At 51.7% G+C, this 15914-nt stretch carries 8 protein-coding genes; 1 reads left to right on the plus strand and 7 read right to left on the minus strand.

The genetic code is table 11. The features are described 5' to 3' along the window. From I4W93_RS11325 to I4W93_RS11335, 3 genes are all read right to left on the minus strand, one after another. The coding region (locus I4W93_RS11325; RefSeq protein ID WP_224673398.1) for an Ig-like domain-containing protein at window positions 1–8273 on the minus strand (8273 nt) is incomplete at its 3' end. Window positions 8274–8285: 12 nt separating this feature from the next. Then, on the minus strand, window positions 8286–9122 hold the full coding sequence (locus tag I4W93_RS11330; protein WP_205311674.1) for a sulfotransferase family protein: 837 nt from the start codon (window positions 9120–9122) through the stop codon (window positions 8286–8288). A gap of 123 nt (window positions 9123–9245) precedes the next feature. Further along, window positions 9246–10136, minus strand: a complete 891-nt coding sequence (locus I4W93_RS11335; protein WP_205311673.1) for a DMT family transporter — start codon at window positions 10134–10136, stop codon at window positions 9246–9248. Between the two features lie 87 nt (window positions 10137–10223). Here I4W93_RS11335 and I4W93_RS11340 point away from each other — a divergent pair, with 87 nt between their 5' ends. Further along, on the plus strand, window positions 10224–11024 hold the full coding sequence (locus I4W93_RS11340) for a potassium channel family protein (protein ID WP_205311672.1): 801 nt from the start codon (window positions 10224–10226) through the stop codon (window positions 11022–11024). Window positions 11025–11030: 6 nt separating this feature from the next. On the opposite strand, the gene I4W93_RS11345 is transcribed toward I4W93_RS11340, so the two are convergent. The 4 genes from I4W93_RS11345 to I4W93_RS11360 all read right to left on the minus strand — a co-directional run bounded on the left by I4W93_RS11345 (window position 11031) and on the right by I4W93_RS11360 (window position 15907). Next, window positions 11031–11528, minus strand: a complete 498-nt coding sequence (locus I4W93_RS11345) for a DUF4442 domain-containing protein (protein ID WP_205311671.1) — start codon at window positions 11526–11528, stop codon at window positions 11031–11033. 62 nt (window positions 11529–11590) lie between these two features. Continuing rightward, complete coding sequence (locus I4W93_RS11350) at window positions 11591–12343, minus strand: 3'-5' exonuclease (RefSeq protein ID WP_205311670.1); 753 nt, start codon at window positions 12341–12343, stop codon at window positions 11591–11593. 2 nt (window positions 12344–12345) lie between these two features. Next, the gene (locus I4W93_RS11355) at window positions 12346–14241 is read right to left on the minus strand and encodes a DUF294 nucleotidyltransferase-like domain-containing protein (protein ID WP_205311669.1); all 1896 of its coding nucleotides are present in this window, start codon (window positions 14239–14241) and stop codon (window positions 12346–12348) included. 37 nt (window positions 14242–14278) lie between these two features. Beyond that, the gene (locus I4W93_RS11360) at window positions 14279–15907 is read right to left on the minus strand and encodes a BCCT family transporter (protein WP_205311668.1); all 1629 of its coding nucleotides are present in this window, start codon (window positions 15905–15907) and stop codon (window positions 14279–14281) included. Between the last annotated feature and the right edge of the window lie 7 nt (window positions 15908–15914).

A 15914-nucleotide genomic window follows, 5' to 3' on the forward strand; every position in this document is an offset into this window, starting at 1 on the left:
CTTGCCGTAGGCACAAAGCTGTAGGCGGTGTCTTTAAGTACCGCGGTGGCCGGGGTGCCGCTAATAACCGGTGCATCGTTGACGTTGGTAACGGTCAGGTTAAACGCCGGCAGTGCGGCACTGAACTCGCCGTCTGATACGCTGATAACAATAGCCGCTGTTGTACCCACGTCAGCATTTGATGGCGTACCTGTCATGCTGCCGGTTGCCGTATCAAAGCTTACCCAACTTGGTTTGTTGGTAATGCTAAAGGTTAGGCTGTCATTATCCGCATCAGATGCGGCTGGGGTGAAGTTGTAAGCGGCATCTTGCGCCACTGTAGTCGCCGGTGCACCACTAATTACTGGTGCATCATTCGTGTTATCAACGGTGATACTAAATGCCGGCAATGAGGCGGTTAAATCAGCATCAGAGACACTAATAACAATATTTGCCGTTTCACCAACATGTGTATTAGTTGGTGTGCCGGTTAAGGCGCCGTTTGTGGTATCAAATGCGGCCCAGTCCGGCTTATTGCTAATGCTAAAGGTTAGGTTGTCACCATCAATATCCTCAGCGGTTGGAATAAAGCTGTAAAGCGCATCTTGCGTAACGCGCGTAGCTGGCGTGCCGCTTATGGTCGGTGCGTCATTTACGTTGGTTACCGTTAGGTTGAAGGCGGGTAATGTCGCTGATAACTCGCCATCAGATACACTAATCACCACTCCCGTTGTTATGCCTACATTAGCATTGCCTGGCGTACCGGTTAGGGCGCCGGTGGCAACGTCGAAATTAGACCATGCAGGCTGGTTGATAATGCTAAAGGTTAACGTAGTACCGACATCCGCATCTGCTGCTGCGGGTACAAAGCTATAAGCCGAGTCCTGCGTAACGGTGGTTGCCGGGTTGCCGCTAATAGTAGGCGCATCATTAATGTTGGTCACGCTTAGGCTAAATGCCGGCAGGGTGGCAGTTAAACTGCCATCCGACACTGAAATAACGATATCTGTGGTAATGCCGACATCTGCATTGCCTGGCGTGCCGGTTAAGGCACCGGTGGTAACATCGAAATTAGACCATGTAGGCTGGTTGGCAATACTAAACGTTAGGGTATCGCCGGTATCTACATCACTGGCGGTGGGTACAAAGATATAGTTGCTATCTTGTGCCACGACAGTGGTCGGGCTGCCGCTAATGGCAGGTGCATCATTAACTGCGTTAACGGTGATAGTGGATGCGATGTTCACCACGCCACTGTTTGAACCGCCGTTGTTGGAACCGCCGCTGTCCACTGCACGGATTAAGGTAAGTACTCTGTCAGCGGTACCTGGGTTTTCACTGATATTTTGATAGGTAATACTGTTAATAACAGCCGGCATGTTAACCGGATCGATATCGGCAGCTAGGATAGTGATAGTGGCGGTAGTGCCCGTAAGTGCTACATCAAAGAATAGCGGTTGGCCGGCTGTTGCCGCACGCCGCTCCAGCGGAGGCAGGGGCCTTGCCGAGCTAATATCTTGCCGCGTTACCATTGGTAAGCTCTCGCCATAGATGGTAAGAATTTCATTTTCAGCATCAACGACGTTGGTAATGCTTAGATAAAATACTTCAATTTCCTGGCTGGACTCTACCGCATTGCCGGAGGCGTTAGAGAATACCTCTACCGCTGCACCGTTCTCGGTATACGTTGGGTTTAACGCCGTTACAGTAAATACCGGCGGGTCGTTAACGTCAGTTATGGTAAGTATGGCAGTAGCATTGGCGCTGGCCCCCTCGTTATCAGTAAAGGTAATACTGATGCTGGCTTCACTGCCGGGTTCATTGCTGCTGGAGCTAAAGGTAAGTTGTTGCAATATCGCATTAGCATCGGCACTGGTGGGGGTTTCGCCTTGTAAATCGGTGAGGTCCAGACTCACTTGGCCTGCAATGCTGTTGTTAATGTAGGCAATAGCTTGACCGTTTTTCAGCAGTGCGTTACTCACCAAACTGATACCATTACCATCGTTAAAGCCAAAGACGTCGGTGCTTATCGCGCCCCCTTGGCGTACCAGAATCAGCTGAGCGCCACTATAATTTCCGGCGCCGCCATTAAGTGCGTCTAAATCGGCATCGCTTACCGTGGCATTGCTGTCTATTGGCACGCCAACGTCACCTTCAACATAGTTAAAACCACCATCAACATTACTCAGCACCGGTGTCGCGTTACCTTCTACGGCGCCGATATCAACAGTGCCGCTGACACGGGCACTGCCATTGGCATCTACCGGTAGCGCCTCGGCTGTATTGCTGTCGTTATCCAGGTCGTAAGTATCAAGCGGTAGGTTAGCGTTGCTACCTGCGCCAACTAAGGCGCTGCCTGTCAATGGCCGGTGCGTGAGTACTTTACCGGCTGCGTTTAGAGCCAAATCGCCTAGCAGCAGATTGTCAGTGCCCTGGTCGTTCAGGCTGTTGGTGTCAATGACAATATCAACAAAACTACTAAAGTAGCTGTTGGTGGCGCTGGCAACAGGCCCACTGGTGTCGGCTAGCGTGCCGTCGGTTGCCAGTGGCGAGCCATTAGCTCCTGGCAATGCATTGATGCCTGCCATGTTGCCTGCCACCACAGTATTAATAAAATTCACTGTGCTATTGGCCGAAACACCTCCGGTGGTGCCTCCTGCAGCATTACCCACTATGGTGCTGTTATAAAAATTGCCGGTTGCATCACTAAGGCGCACCGCGCCACCTGCACTAATATCTGCTCGTGTGCTATTGCCACTCAGAGTACTGTTTACGCTGGTTAACGTTGCGCCAAGCTCAGCATAAATAGCGCCGCCCATTGCACCGGCACCTGATGTGAAGTTAGCGTTTAGCGTGCTGCTAATCAGATTAAGCGAAGTGCCATTGCCTGTCAGGAAAATGGCCCCGCCGTGAGAATCGGTATTATTGCCGCTAAGCGCTGAGTTAATTATCGTCAGGCTTGAACCCTGGCTGACATAAAAGGCACCGCCAGATACTGCGTTATTGTCGCTGATCTGAGAATCCTGCAGCGTTAAACTACTGTCAGCAGCCATTAAAATCGCGCCGCCAGATGCTGCAGAGCCACCTGTTAGTGTCATTGCCTGAATGGCAATGTCGGTAACACTGGCATTTATCGATAACAAGCCACTGTTGTTGCTGCCTGATAGGGTCACATCTGCCGCGCCGTCATCGTTTACATCGCCATTAATCGTGACGCCACTGTGAGCCAGTTCCAGCACCGCGCCATTTAAGGTAATAGTGCCACCCTGCTTGCCAGCAGTTGCGCTGTCAAAGTCAAAGGTAATGGTATCGCCGCTGCGCGCATAATGCAGCGCTTCACGCAGGCTTAAACCATCACCGTCGTTTTTGTCGGTATCAAAGTCGGTGTCTATGGTGGCATCCAGGCCGATGTCTAGCGCTGATGTTGCCAGTAAGGTTGTAGCGGTAACTGTCAGGGCAATGATATCGGTATCGACATTGTCATAGATATCGGTTGATACAACCGTGATGTCGTAGTTGCCGGCTGCCGCCGGTGTGTAGACCAGCGTAGCCAACACATCATTCACATTCGACGCGAAGCCGAAAATGGATACCGAATTGCTGTTGTTGCCGTCAATAGTCATGCAGGCTGCAGCATTTTCATCGACGTAAAATTCGCCGCTGGCAGCACTAATAATGGTGGTCAGTTCGCTTGTTTCAGTTACGCTGACCAGGTTTGCGCCAACAAATGCCAGTGTTTCTACTGTGCTGACACTAACCGATGCCGGCACATTATTTACCGGCGCTGCCAAATCTTTGCTTAGATAAGTCGTGTAATTACGGCTATTGCCGGCGGTGTCTGTCAATGTAAAACTAAGTTCAAGCGAACCATCAGCCAAGCCTGACACATCTATGCCGGTAAATTGTTGCGCCGCATCAGTAATCGCTAGGTTAGAGGCCGTTACGGCTGTTCCGCCGCCACTGCTGCTTACACTGTAGCTGGCTGTAGTGCTAATTTCAGCACCGTTAAGCGTCGCGCTCAGAGCTGTCTGATTTGCGTTAGTTATCGTGTTTTGATCAAAACTGACAAAATTTAAAGCCGGTATAGTGGTGTCGATAGTAATACTAAGCGCAGCAGACGCCGCCGATGTATTACCTGCAGCATCAGCAGCTTGCGCAGTAATGCTGTGGTCGCCTGCCGCCAAGCCGGCGCCTGTAAATGACCAATTACCTGAGCCATCGGCCACAGTATTACCCAAAGTGCCACTAATCGAAGATATTACGGTGACGGTGCTATTGGCCTCTGCAACACCAACAAAGGTTGGTGTTGTGTCGAAGGTAATATTGTCGCTGCTAGAGGCACCCGTATCAGAGGCTGCATCCAGATCCGGTGTTGAAGGCGCATCAGGCGCTACCGCATCAACCAGCACGCTGGTGGTTGCACCTACACCATTTAAGGTTAGTGCAGCGTCGTTGTTGCCTGTATCTCTTAAAGTGCCGCCATTGGCAGACAAGGAGCCAATGCTAATGCCATCTGTGTCGTTATCTCCGGCTTGTACGGTGTAGCGAAACAGTAATGCCGAGGTGCCGCTGCCGCTGGTGTAGTTTGCCTGGCGAGTTGTCGCGCCCACGGTAATGGCCAATTGCGGTGTACCACCGCCAGTGTTTACCGTAACGTTTTCATTAAAGTTAATCGTAAAATCCAGGTTTTGCCCGCTAATGTAAGTCGCGTTTGCCGGAACGGTAACGGAAGCCACAGTAGGTGCTGAGGCATCAACCAGCACGCCTGTGGTTGCTCCTACGCTATTTAAGGTTAGCGTGGCATCATTATTTACGGCATCTCGTAAGGTGCCGCCATTGGCAACCAGGGTACCAATGCTAATACCATCAGTGTCGTTATCTCCAGCTAGCACGGTATAGCGGAACAGTATCGCCGAGGTACCGCTACCGCTAATATAGGTGGCCTGCCGAGTCGTCGCGCCGACAGTAATGGCCAATTGCGGTGTACCACCGCCAGTGTTTACCGTAATGTTTTCACTAAAGTTAATCGTAAAATCAAGGTTTTGCCCGCTAATGTAAGTCGCGTTTGCCGGAACGGTAACGGAAGCCACAGTAGGTGCTGCGGCATCAACCAACACGCCGGTGGTTGCTCCTATGCTATTTAAGGTTAGCGTGGCATCATTATTTACGGCATCTCGTAAGGTGCCGCCATTGGCAGCCAGGGTACCAATGCTAATACCATCCGTGTCGCTATCTCCAGCTAGCACGGTATAGCGGAACAGTATCGCCGAGGTACCGCTACCACTAATATAGATAGCCTGTCGGGTTGTCGCGCCCACGGTAATGGCCAATTGCGGTGTACCACCGCCAGTGTTTACCGTAATGTTTTCACTAAAGTTAATCGTAAAATCAAGGTTTTGCCCGCTAATGTAAGTCGCGTTTGCCGGAACGGTAACGGAAGTTACAGTAGGATCCGCGGTATCGATGGCGTAATTGTTGGATTCGGTAGTACCAGTTCCTGCATTCCCCGCTGTATCAGCGACACCGGTATTATCCAGAGTGATCACATTGCTCGCATCGGTGGTGCTGACGGCTGGCGTTAATGTCGCTGTCCAGGTAATGCCACCATCCGAGGAACTCACCGCACTTAGGGTTCCATTCGCAATGGTTAAATCGGCATTGGAAAACCCGGTGGCTGTCTCACTAAACGTGATTGTTACTAGTGACGTTTCGCCCGCTGACAAGTTGGTGTCTGCAACTACAATGGTTGCAGTAGGCCGAACTGTATCAATTGCATAATTGTTGGAATTTGTAGTGCCCGTTCCGGTGTTACCCGCTACATCTGACACTCCGGTGTTGTCCAAGGTTATGATATTAGAAGTATCGGTAACACTGGCCGTGGGTGTTAAGGTAGCGGTCCAGGTAATGCCGCCATCGGCACTCGACAGGCCGCTCAGCGCACCGTTGGCGACTGTTATATCAGCGATAGTAAAGCCAGTAACCGCTTCACTAAATGTGAAAGTTACCAGCGAGGTCTCACCAATCCTCAGTGCAGTATCAGCGACCACAATAGAAACGGTTGGGCGCACGGTATCTATCGCATAGTTATTAGAGTCGGTGGTACCAGTGCCGGCATTGCCTGCCGCATCAGCTACGCCGGTGTTATCCAACGTTATGACGTTGGTTGTATCGGCAGTGCTGCCTGTTGGTGTCAATGTTGCCGTCCAGGTAATGCCGCCATCCGAGCTACTAACAGCACTTAGCGTGCCATTGGCTATGCCCAGGTCTGCATTGGTAAAACCCGTCACCGCTTCATTAAAGGTGATAGTCACCAGCGAGGTTTCACCTATGCTCAGTGCAGTATCAGCAACCACAATGGAGGCGGTGGGCGCGGTGGTATCAATTGTGATAACTAGTCCGGACGATGCCGCACTTACATTACCGGCGGCATCCGTAGCAGTAGCCGTAATAGTATGCGTACCGGGTGCTGTGGCGCCTGCGGTAAAAAGCCAGTTGCCCGCGCCGTTAGCCGTTGTAGTGCCCAAGGTTCCAGAGAGCGATGAAATTACAGTCACCGTTGCACTCGCCTCAGTTGTTCCTAAAAAAGCTGGAGTGGTGTCATTGGTAATATCATCAGTTGACGACAAACCTGAATCCGAAGCAGCGGTCAGATTGGGCGTAGAAGGTGTTGCTGGCGCAACCTGGTCGATCGTATAAATCTGGCCACTGGTAAAACCGGTGGTAATCGCATTTCCGGCAGAGTCCGCAATACCAGTACCCGCATTGTTCAAATCTAACCGCAGCGTGCCGTTGCCGCTGACGCTGTTGACTGTAACAGTATAGGTGCTAGCACTGACCGGAGTAACGCTGGCAATAGTGCCAGAGGCAGTGCCGGTTGCGGTCAGCGTAAAGTCGGAAGCATTAACACCGGTCACGTCTTCGCTAAAGGTCACCGTGTAATTAACACTGGTTGCATTCGTCTGCGCACCAGTGACACGGTTGATGGAGGATACGGTTGGGGGAGTGGCGTCCTGAGTGGCATCAAAACTTTGCAAGGTCAGATAGCCAATATGCGAGCCGCCCTGATTCACAAATGCCAAGCGGAATTTAGTGAGGTTAACCCCCGCAAACGCGGACATGCTGCCACCCGAAAAGGTAAAGGTATTTACAGCTGCAGAATCACTGGTTATGGCGGTGGACTCTACTGTACCGCCACCCGAAACATAACCAATCACTTTCACGTTGCTAAAGGTATAAGCGCCTCCAAATGACTCCGCTGCAACCACGCTGTTCAGCTGGAAAGTACCACTCGATCGCCTGACTTCAATATGATTGGTGCCCGTATCGGTTTGCTTGAAGGTTGCAGCTCCGGTTGGATAAAGAAAAGCATTGACTGAACCAGCTCCGTAATAGTTGGATATGTTTACACTTGTACCGTTGTAGCCGTTATTACCCATGAATCCGCAGACAATATAACTACCACTGGTTAACGATGTGTAATCGTAATCTTGAAGGGGGGAGTTGTCTGGGCAATGGCCTGCGACCCTGGCACCGGTCCAGTGATAGGTAAAACTGAACAAGTTATAGGTCGCCAGCACCCCCGAAAAATCCTTCAGTGCCTTTTCCGAAAACGCCAATTCCGCTTCAATATTGCCGCGTTGGATTTCTAAATTCCAATCGGCGCCCAGCTCCAGGTTTCCGGTTAAATCGTTTGATGCAGCCACATCCAGATGCGTATTGCGCTGCACAATATCCAGCAATTCCTCACCGGCTTCGTTAGATGCCAAATCGCAACCGTACAACAGTAAATCGCCGCCTTCGCGCACTGCGCCATTCAAGGCAGCCAAGGTTTCAACTTCTGCTTTGAGCGTCTCTGCGGTAATTGTCGAATTACCTAGCTGTAAACTACCGGCCTGGGCGTGGGACACAATATGTAGCGCTGCAAGGTTGTTATAATTCGCCAGGATAGCATTTAACTGAGCCAGCCCCGCGGCAGACGATGCTATTTCAACAATATCTACACCCGGTTTCACGCCGCGATAAAACGTAGCTTTATCCGGCACGGCCGCATCTATGATAACCAGTTCTTTAATCGGGTTTGCCTGCACCAGCTGAAGCTGATCCTCTGCAGTATTGGCAGCGGGATTAGCCTTGTTTTTGTGCGTATTGCCAGGCAGTACAAGATCGGTAGCTGCTGCTTGTCGGGTCGCTGCCAGGTAGCTGCGCTGATAAGTATTGCTGCTGGCAGCCGGCATGGTATATCCCGCCAGTGGCAGCAACAGGCCGGATAAGGCGGTAAGAATATTTCTTTGCATGATGACGTTCCTTTACTCTGCGCTGACAGATGTTTTAGTTGCAGCAATAATGTGGGCGGCGGTACCTGTTGTGTCTTGCCAGAAATCCATATCCTGATACTTAGCGAACAAATCCGGTGGCAAAATGCTACGGCGTGATTTGAACTGCACTTTTTTTCTGACTGAGTGCAAGCCTTTAACACCGAGCTTTTGGTCAAACTCGCTTTCTTCGTAATCTACCTGGTCAAAATTATGTTTAAACGGTGTTTCGCCAAGAAATTGATACAGTAATTCCATAGTGCGTGCCGGGTGACGCGTTAAAATATCGTAATCAATAAGCAGCAGCCGGTCAGAATATTCGCCGTAGTAAGCTTCTTTTAGCGCTGTCCAGGCCGAACCTACTGCGCCCGCGCCGTTAATTAGCGCGTCACAACGGCTGTATACCGTTTGCCGATTGGATGCATTAAACATGCGGCTGTAGTCAAAGGGGTTTTTGCGGTAAATAACTTCAAAGCTGTCCATAATCCAGGCAGGGTTACGCACACAGCAAATAACTTTAAAGTCATCAAACAACTCTACAAGCTGGTGCAACCTGGCTGTCCACTGTCGATTGGTGTCGAAAATGGCAGCTTGTGTGTTATCGGCGTAGTAGGCATCGAACAAGGCCCGGCAAATTGTCTTACGTTTAGTTTCATCAAAAAATGAGTAAGACTCGCTGGCGGCGCCCATTTGCTCCAATGCACCATTAACCAAACCTGCCACTGGGCTACTCATCGCAGCATGAAAGCGTGGGTTTTGTCTTAAAATGCCAGCAAGTAAAGTAGAACCTGAACGCGGCAGGCCGGAGATAAAGTGGAACTTCTGGGGCATAATGGGGGACGCTTTTGTGTATTTGGAAACAAGTTTGTGCCAAGAACTGACTAACCGCAAGTTATATGTTCAGTTTCTGTTCAGATGTTAGTTAGTTAACAGTAAAGTAGCATTTAATAGTACTTACTTTAGCAAAATCAGTACTGTTCCCAGTACCGTTAGAACAGCACCCAGCCAGGCACCCCAAGCCGGGCTGCGCTTATATACCAGCCAGAGTAGCGGCAGTACTAATACCGGGCTAACAGAGGATAACACCGCCACCATACCGGCATCGCCGTGACGCAATGCCTGTAGTATTAATGTCATACCCAGCACCATCGACAGCGCTGCATTGGCTAACACCAGCAAAAACACTTTTTTGGTCATTGGCAGATATGCGCGGGCGACTTTAAAACCGAGCATAAAAATCAGTTGGTGCAGCACAAAAGCCGTGCTCATGCGCACGGCGCTAGCAGAGACGGCATCGATGTCCGTTTCCATCAATGGTTTTAGCATTAAGGTGGCCACGGCCTGACACAGTGCAGCCAGCAGGCCGAGCGCAACGCCGGATCTCAGCTGGCTTTGGTTGGCCTCCCAGGCGTGCAGTTCGGTTTTACGTTTGCCAAAAAATATCGCTGTCATTACGCCGCTAACCAGCAGGCTGCTGCCGATAAGTGTCCAGCCCCACTGGGTTTCGCCAAGGAAGAAATACGCCAGCACTACAGAAAACAGTGCATGGGTAGCAAACAACACGCCGGCGCGGCGTGGGCCCAGCCGGTTCATAGCAGCGAACAGCGCGGTATCGCCAATAAAAATGCCGATAACGCCCGACAGTACCAGCAAACCCAGGCTGTCTATGGCCAGTGTTACCCAGCCATCGCTCACTGCGGCAATTAGCCACAACATCACCGCCGCACACAACATGCGCCAACGGGTAAAGGCAAAGGCACCTAAATGAGTAGAAGCGGTGGCTGACATCAGGCTGCCAACGGCCCAACAGGTGGCAGCAGCCAGCGCCAGATATTCGTATGACAAAGCATTCGCTCATAAAATCAGGGTAGCGTATTATAAAAACAGCATCAGGCTTATGCCAGATAATAAATCAGGGTGCCTTAATTACCTATGGAAACAACCACTCAGCATAGCTGGCGGCGCAAGTTGGCGCAGCAACTTGACCCGGTACTGAATCCGCGCGAGGGGCTTACGCCGCTTAACGCCCTGATCACCTTGGTGATTATTATTGGTATTGTTACAGCAGTGCTGCAAACCGAGCAGACTATATACCAGGGCAATGAGTCTTGGTTTCGTTTATCCGAGCTGATATTTGGTACTATTTTCCTGCTTGAGTACTGCGCCCGGATTTGGACCTGTATTGAGAATGAAAAAGTGCGTAGCCGTTGGCGCTATATGTTATCCTGGGTGGCGATTGCCGATTTGATTGCCGTAATGGTGGCTTTTTCAGTTTATTTGGGCAATGGTGGTATTTTGCTGCGATTGTTATTGCTACTTAGGGTGTTACAACTTGCCAAGCTGGGCCGGTTTTCTATGGCTATGGAATGTATTTTTGTAGCGGTGCGCAGTAGAGGTTATGAGCTTCTGGTTAGCGCCATCTTTGCCGGTTTGCTGTTACTAATCTCGTCTACTTTGCTTTATCTGGTGGAAGGCCCGCATCAACCAGACGCTTTTGGCTCAATTTTACGCAGTGCATGGTGGGCTATCGCAACACTAACGACGGTTGGCTATGGTGATGTTTACCCCGTTACCGCGCTGGGGCGTTTTTTAGCCGGTATTACCGCGATTACCGGTGTGTGTATTATTGCCGTGCCTACCGGCATTCTGGCTTCGGCTTTTAGTGATGCCATTAATACCGCTAAAGAGCGGCACCGAAAACTGCCAAAAATCCTCGAACGTGATAAAGACTAGTTTGTGCTAGCGCTTTTTCGGTATCCAGGCCCAGGTCATTTTCGCGTTTACCGGTTCAATATTGACACTGTCGGTGATGACGACGGCAACGGTGACTTCGCCTTTATCTTCGTTGTGCATGGCAGCTATTTGCTCATCTGTAAGGCTGGCGATGGCGGTTAAGTCACCGCTGGAGCGCTTGATATAGTCAATCTGCATTTGTTTCAGTAGTGGCAGTTTGCTGTCGGGCAGGTGAATGCCAACTAAAAAGCCGGTGGCAGATTCGGCCAGCAAACCGGTCGCTGCCGCATGCACCGAACCGATATGGTTCTGGGCTTTTTTGCGGTTTTTCAGCCGCAGCACTGAGCGGGCGCCTTTTAGCTCTAACACTTCTACCCCGGCGGTGCCAGCAAACTTAATTACCCGGCCAAATACCGCGCTTAAGGCAAAGGCCTGCAGCGATTTTGGTAGTTGATAGCATTTGGTAACGATGCGTTGTAGTTTATTCGGTTTTATATTGCTCATTGTGGTCTGACCTGTTGTGGCTTTTGCGCACTATGCCAACTGACTACGACAAAAGCAAGCGTCTAACACCACAACTGGCTCACCGGGGTGTCGGGGCTGAAACGCGCTGCTAACTGGGCGCGAAATAACTCGGCACAGGCCAGTGCATCGGTTACGGCATGATGAGGCCGGTAGGGCGGCAAGCCATAACGCAAACGGCTGTCGGCCAGGCGGATCGACAGCGGTTGTTTGCCACGCAGTTGCTGCCACAGGCTTAACGGTTTACGCCGGTGCAGTCGGGCTTCCAGTGCCATTGTATCAATAACCGGGAAATAAATGCCTTGGCCTAACCGGGCGCTGAGGGCGGCATGCAAAAATGGCCTTTCAATGCCGCGGTAATGCACTATCACCACTTTGCCAGCCATCAGCTGAAGTAACTGCGGTAACACGCTGCTGAGATCTGGCGCCTGTGCAATATCTGAATGGGTAATACGATGCAGCGTCACCGACTCATCGCTTAAGCTAAAGCGCGGTTTTAGCAGCCATTGCTGTGCTTTTGAAGCGTAAATTTGCCTGAGATCCATTGGTAGCAAGCCAATACTGACAATGCCGCTGTTAGCCGGGTTAAGCCCGGTGGTTTCAATATCCAACGCCAGTAAAGGTACCTTACTGATTGGCGTGTCGGCGGCTACCATGCCGGCCTGATAAAACTGCTGTAGCAGCGGATGCTGGCTGAGTTTGGCCTGCTGTTGATAGTACTGCTGCCAGTCGCTGATGGCCGGGCCTTGCTGTTGGCCGGCAGGTTGTTTTAAAGCCGAGGGGCCTAAATACAGCACGCTTAGGCCCGCATATGAAATTTAAGGAATTTTTGCGCATTGCTCAGCACCGAAAAGGCCTCTTTTAAGTGCTTGCGCTCAAATTCAGATAGCCGCTCCGGCACCAGGTTGTTGTCGGGAGTTTCGCCGGCCTGCAATGCCAGTGCCTGTTGGCGAATGCGTGTCATGGCGATCACCTCATAGGCGTCACGCAAATCTTCCCCTCGGCCGTTTGGCAGTGCTTTAGCGGCGATAATATCGCGCAGCCGTTCAAATGAGTTGGTTGCTATCGAGCCAATGGCCAGCGCATGCACGCGAATAAGATCGGCCATCGGTGCCGTGCCGCGGCGTTTAATATTCAGGCTGTTGTTTTGCCGGCCATCGTTTTCCATGACAAAGTCTTTAAAAAAGCCCAGCGGCGGCGTGCGCTGCAGCGCATTGCGTGTCATGCAGGCGAGAAACTGCGGCCGGGTTTTTGCTGTGCTGGCGCTTAGCTGGTTTAATTCATCGGCCCAGCGGCTTTCACCCCAGACGGCGTCTAAATCGAAAAAGATATTGGCGTGCAGCAAACGTTCGGCATCGGGCTTTGCTATCCAGTCAGTAAAGTACTGTTGCCATACCCGCAGCGGTTGGCGCCACTGTGGGTTGGTGGCCATAATATTGCCGCTGCAATAGGGGTAACCGCAGGCTGCCAGGCCATCGCAGACAAAGGCTGCCAGTTGCTGAAAATAAGCATCGTGCTTTGCCGGGTCAAAGCTGTTGTGCAGTATCAGCGCATTGTCCTGATCGGTAACAATAAGCTGCTCGTCGCGGGCCATTGAGCCCAGCGCTAAAAAGCAATAGGGCACCGGCGGCGGGCCAAGTTGCTGCTCTGCCAGCTCTAACAGCCGTTGTTTAAAGCTGCGGCCAATGGCGGCCATGGCGCTGCCAATCATCTGTGAGTTGGCGTCTTCATTTACCATCCGCACAAAGCAGGCTTTAACATCTTTACCCAGCGCACTGAGTTCGGCCACCGAGTGCTGGCGGAAAATACTGCTTACCACATACAGGCTGTTTTGCGATTCGTAGCGGATAATATCCGACAACGCCAGCACGCCCACCGGCTTGGCCTGTTTTAATACCGGCAGATGGTGCACATTGTGACGCAGCATCAGCATCATGGCTTCGAACAGATACTGCTGTTGGTCAATGGTGACCAATTTGGTCGTCATAATGTCGCGCACGCTGGTTTCTGACTTCAGCCCGGGCGCCACTAAACGTGAGCGGATATCCCTATCGGTAATGATGCCGGCCAAAGTACCTGGTTCTGCACCGGGTTCAGCACCTTGCACAGTCGTTTGCTCAGCACTGCTATCATGCAAAATAAGCAAACAGGACACACTGTGCTCGGTCATGGTTTGTGCTGCCTGCCAGACATTGGCGCTACTGGTCAGGCACACCGGATCGCGTTGCAGCAGGGTGCTGATTTTTGCGCTAAGTAAATCGGCTTCGGCTTGTTTAGCTGCCTTGGTAGATTTGCGCCGCTCGGTATCGCCTACCTCTACGTAATCAGCGAAAAACTCATTGCTGTCAAACAGCTGTTGAAATACCTGGTCGGGAATAAAGTAGATTAGGGTATCTTCCAGTGCGCTGGCCGGAAAACGTACCTTGCCGCCACGCAGCAGGCCCTGCTCACCAAAAATACCGCCTTCGCTTAAACGGTTATATAAGTCACCGTTACGGCGAAAGGTTTCTACCGCGCCACTGCGGATAAGATGCAGCGCCTGCAGCGGCTCGTTAAAGCGCAGTATTTCACTGCCGGCCTGAAAGTAGCCGACATTAATACTCTGCGCTAACTGCAGCAGCTGCTCTGGCGGCAACTCCTGAAACGGTGAATGCCGCTGCAGAAATTGCAGAATTTCAATTTGCTCTATTTCCAAGCTGCTCTCTTCCCAAGATGATCTAATTTCACAGCGCTCATGCTCTGGGTTCCGACATCAGGCCTTTTACCACCGCCACACAAGATGCCAACAGCACCAGTGTAAACGGAAAGCCGGTAGATACCGCCATCGCCTGCAGCGCCACCAGGCCACCGCCTAAAATAAGCGCTATGGCCACCAGACCTTCAAAGGTGCACCAAAATACCCGCTGTGGCGTTGGCGCATTAACCTTGCCGCCGGCGGCAATGGTATCTATTACCAGTGAGCCGGAGTCGGACGAGGTAACAAAAAACACCACCACCAGAATAATGGCAATAAAGGAGCTGATTTGCGCCAGCGGCAATACGTCTAACATGGCAAACAGTTGCAGCGGCAGTTCAGCGCCGGCTGCGGCTTCATAGCCTTGTTGCACCACCTGGCTGATGGCAGTGCCGCCAAATACTGTCATCCATAATACGCAGGCCAGCGAGGGGATCAGCAATACCGAGATCAGAAATTCGCGTACTGTACGGCCGCGCGATACCCTGGCGATAAACATGCCGACAAAAGGCGACCAGCTGATCCACCAGGCCCAGTAAAAGGCGGTCCAGCCCTGCGAGAAATTAACATCTTCGCGGCCAAGCGGGTTGGCCAGCGCCGGTAAATGCTGCAGATAAGCCGCCAGGTTAGCAACAAAGCCGGTAGCGATGGCCAGCGTTGGCCCGACAATAATGACAAACAGCAGCAATAATGCCGCCAGCAGCATATTAATTTCGGACAGGCGTTTTACCCCGGCTTCCAGCCCTGCTAATACCGATACCAGGGCTATGGCAGTAATGCCGATAACCAGCAGAATTTGCATGGTGCTGCCCTGCGGCCAGTCGAACAGATAATGCAAGCCGGCAGCGGCTTGCGATGCGCCCAGCCCCAACGAGGTGGCTAAACCAAACAGCGTGGCAAATACCGCCAGAATATCAATAATATGGCCCGGCCAGCCCCAGATTCGCTCGCCCAGCAGCGGGTAAAACACCGAGCGGATGGTCAGCGGTAAGCCTTTATTAAAGGAAAACAGCGCCAGGCCAAGCGCCAAAATAGCGTAAATGGCCCAGGGGTGCAGCGCCCAGTGGTAAATAGTGGCCGCCATGCCTAAGCGTTCTGCCGCTAAGGCATCGCCGGCAGCACCGGCCAGCGGCGCCCAGTCGGTACGCACACCGTCAGTAACGTTAACGCCGCCATAAGCACTGCTAAAGTGTGATAACGGCTCAGATACACCGTAAAACATCAGGCCTATGCCCATACCGGCAGCAAACAGCATCGAAAACCAACCAGCGTAGCCAAAATCAGGTTTGGCTTCGGTGCCGCCCAGGCGTACCTTGCCCAGCGGCGACACTATTAAGCCTAAGCACAGCAGCACAAAAATATTGGCGGCGGAAATAAAAAACCAATCCAGCTTGCTGGTAAGCCAGCCGCGCATGCTGCTGAACACCGGCTCGGCCTGTTGCTGAAAGCTGATGGTTAGCACCACAAACAGCACCACCACCAGCGCGGAGATTAAAAACACTCTGTTATGTATATCCAGGCCAAAGGGGCCCACTTTTACCAGGATATTATCCTGGCCTACCTGGTAATCGGTGTCTATCGGGTTAACTTTGCCATCCGGGATCATCGGATCTTTATAATCTGTCATGCTGTTG

Source organism: Rheinheimera maricola (assembly GCF_016918075.2).
GTDB lineage: Bacteria > Pseudomonadota > Gammaproteobacteria > Enterobacterales > Alteromonadaceae > Alishewanella > Alishewanella maricola_A.

Bases quoted from the DNA above. Each gene is read 5' to 3' on its own strand.
- I4W93_RS11330 (WP_205311674.1), bottom strand. From the start codon at position 9,122: ATGCCCCAGAAGTTCCACTTTATCTCCGGCCTGCCGCGTTCAGGTTCT.
- I4W93_RS11340 (WP_205311672.1), top strand. From the start codon at position 10,224: ATGGAAACAACCACTCAGCATAGCTGGCGGCGCAAGTTGGCGCAGCAA.
- I4W93_RS11360 (WP_205311668.1), bottom strand. From the start codon at position 15,907: ATGACAGATTATAAAGATCCGATGATCCCGGATGGCAAAGTTAACCCG.
- I4W93_RS11345 (WP_205311671.1), bottom strand. From the start codon at position 11,528: ATGAGCAATATAAAACCGAATAAACTACAACGCATCGTTACCAAATGC.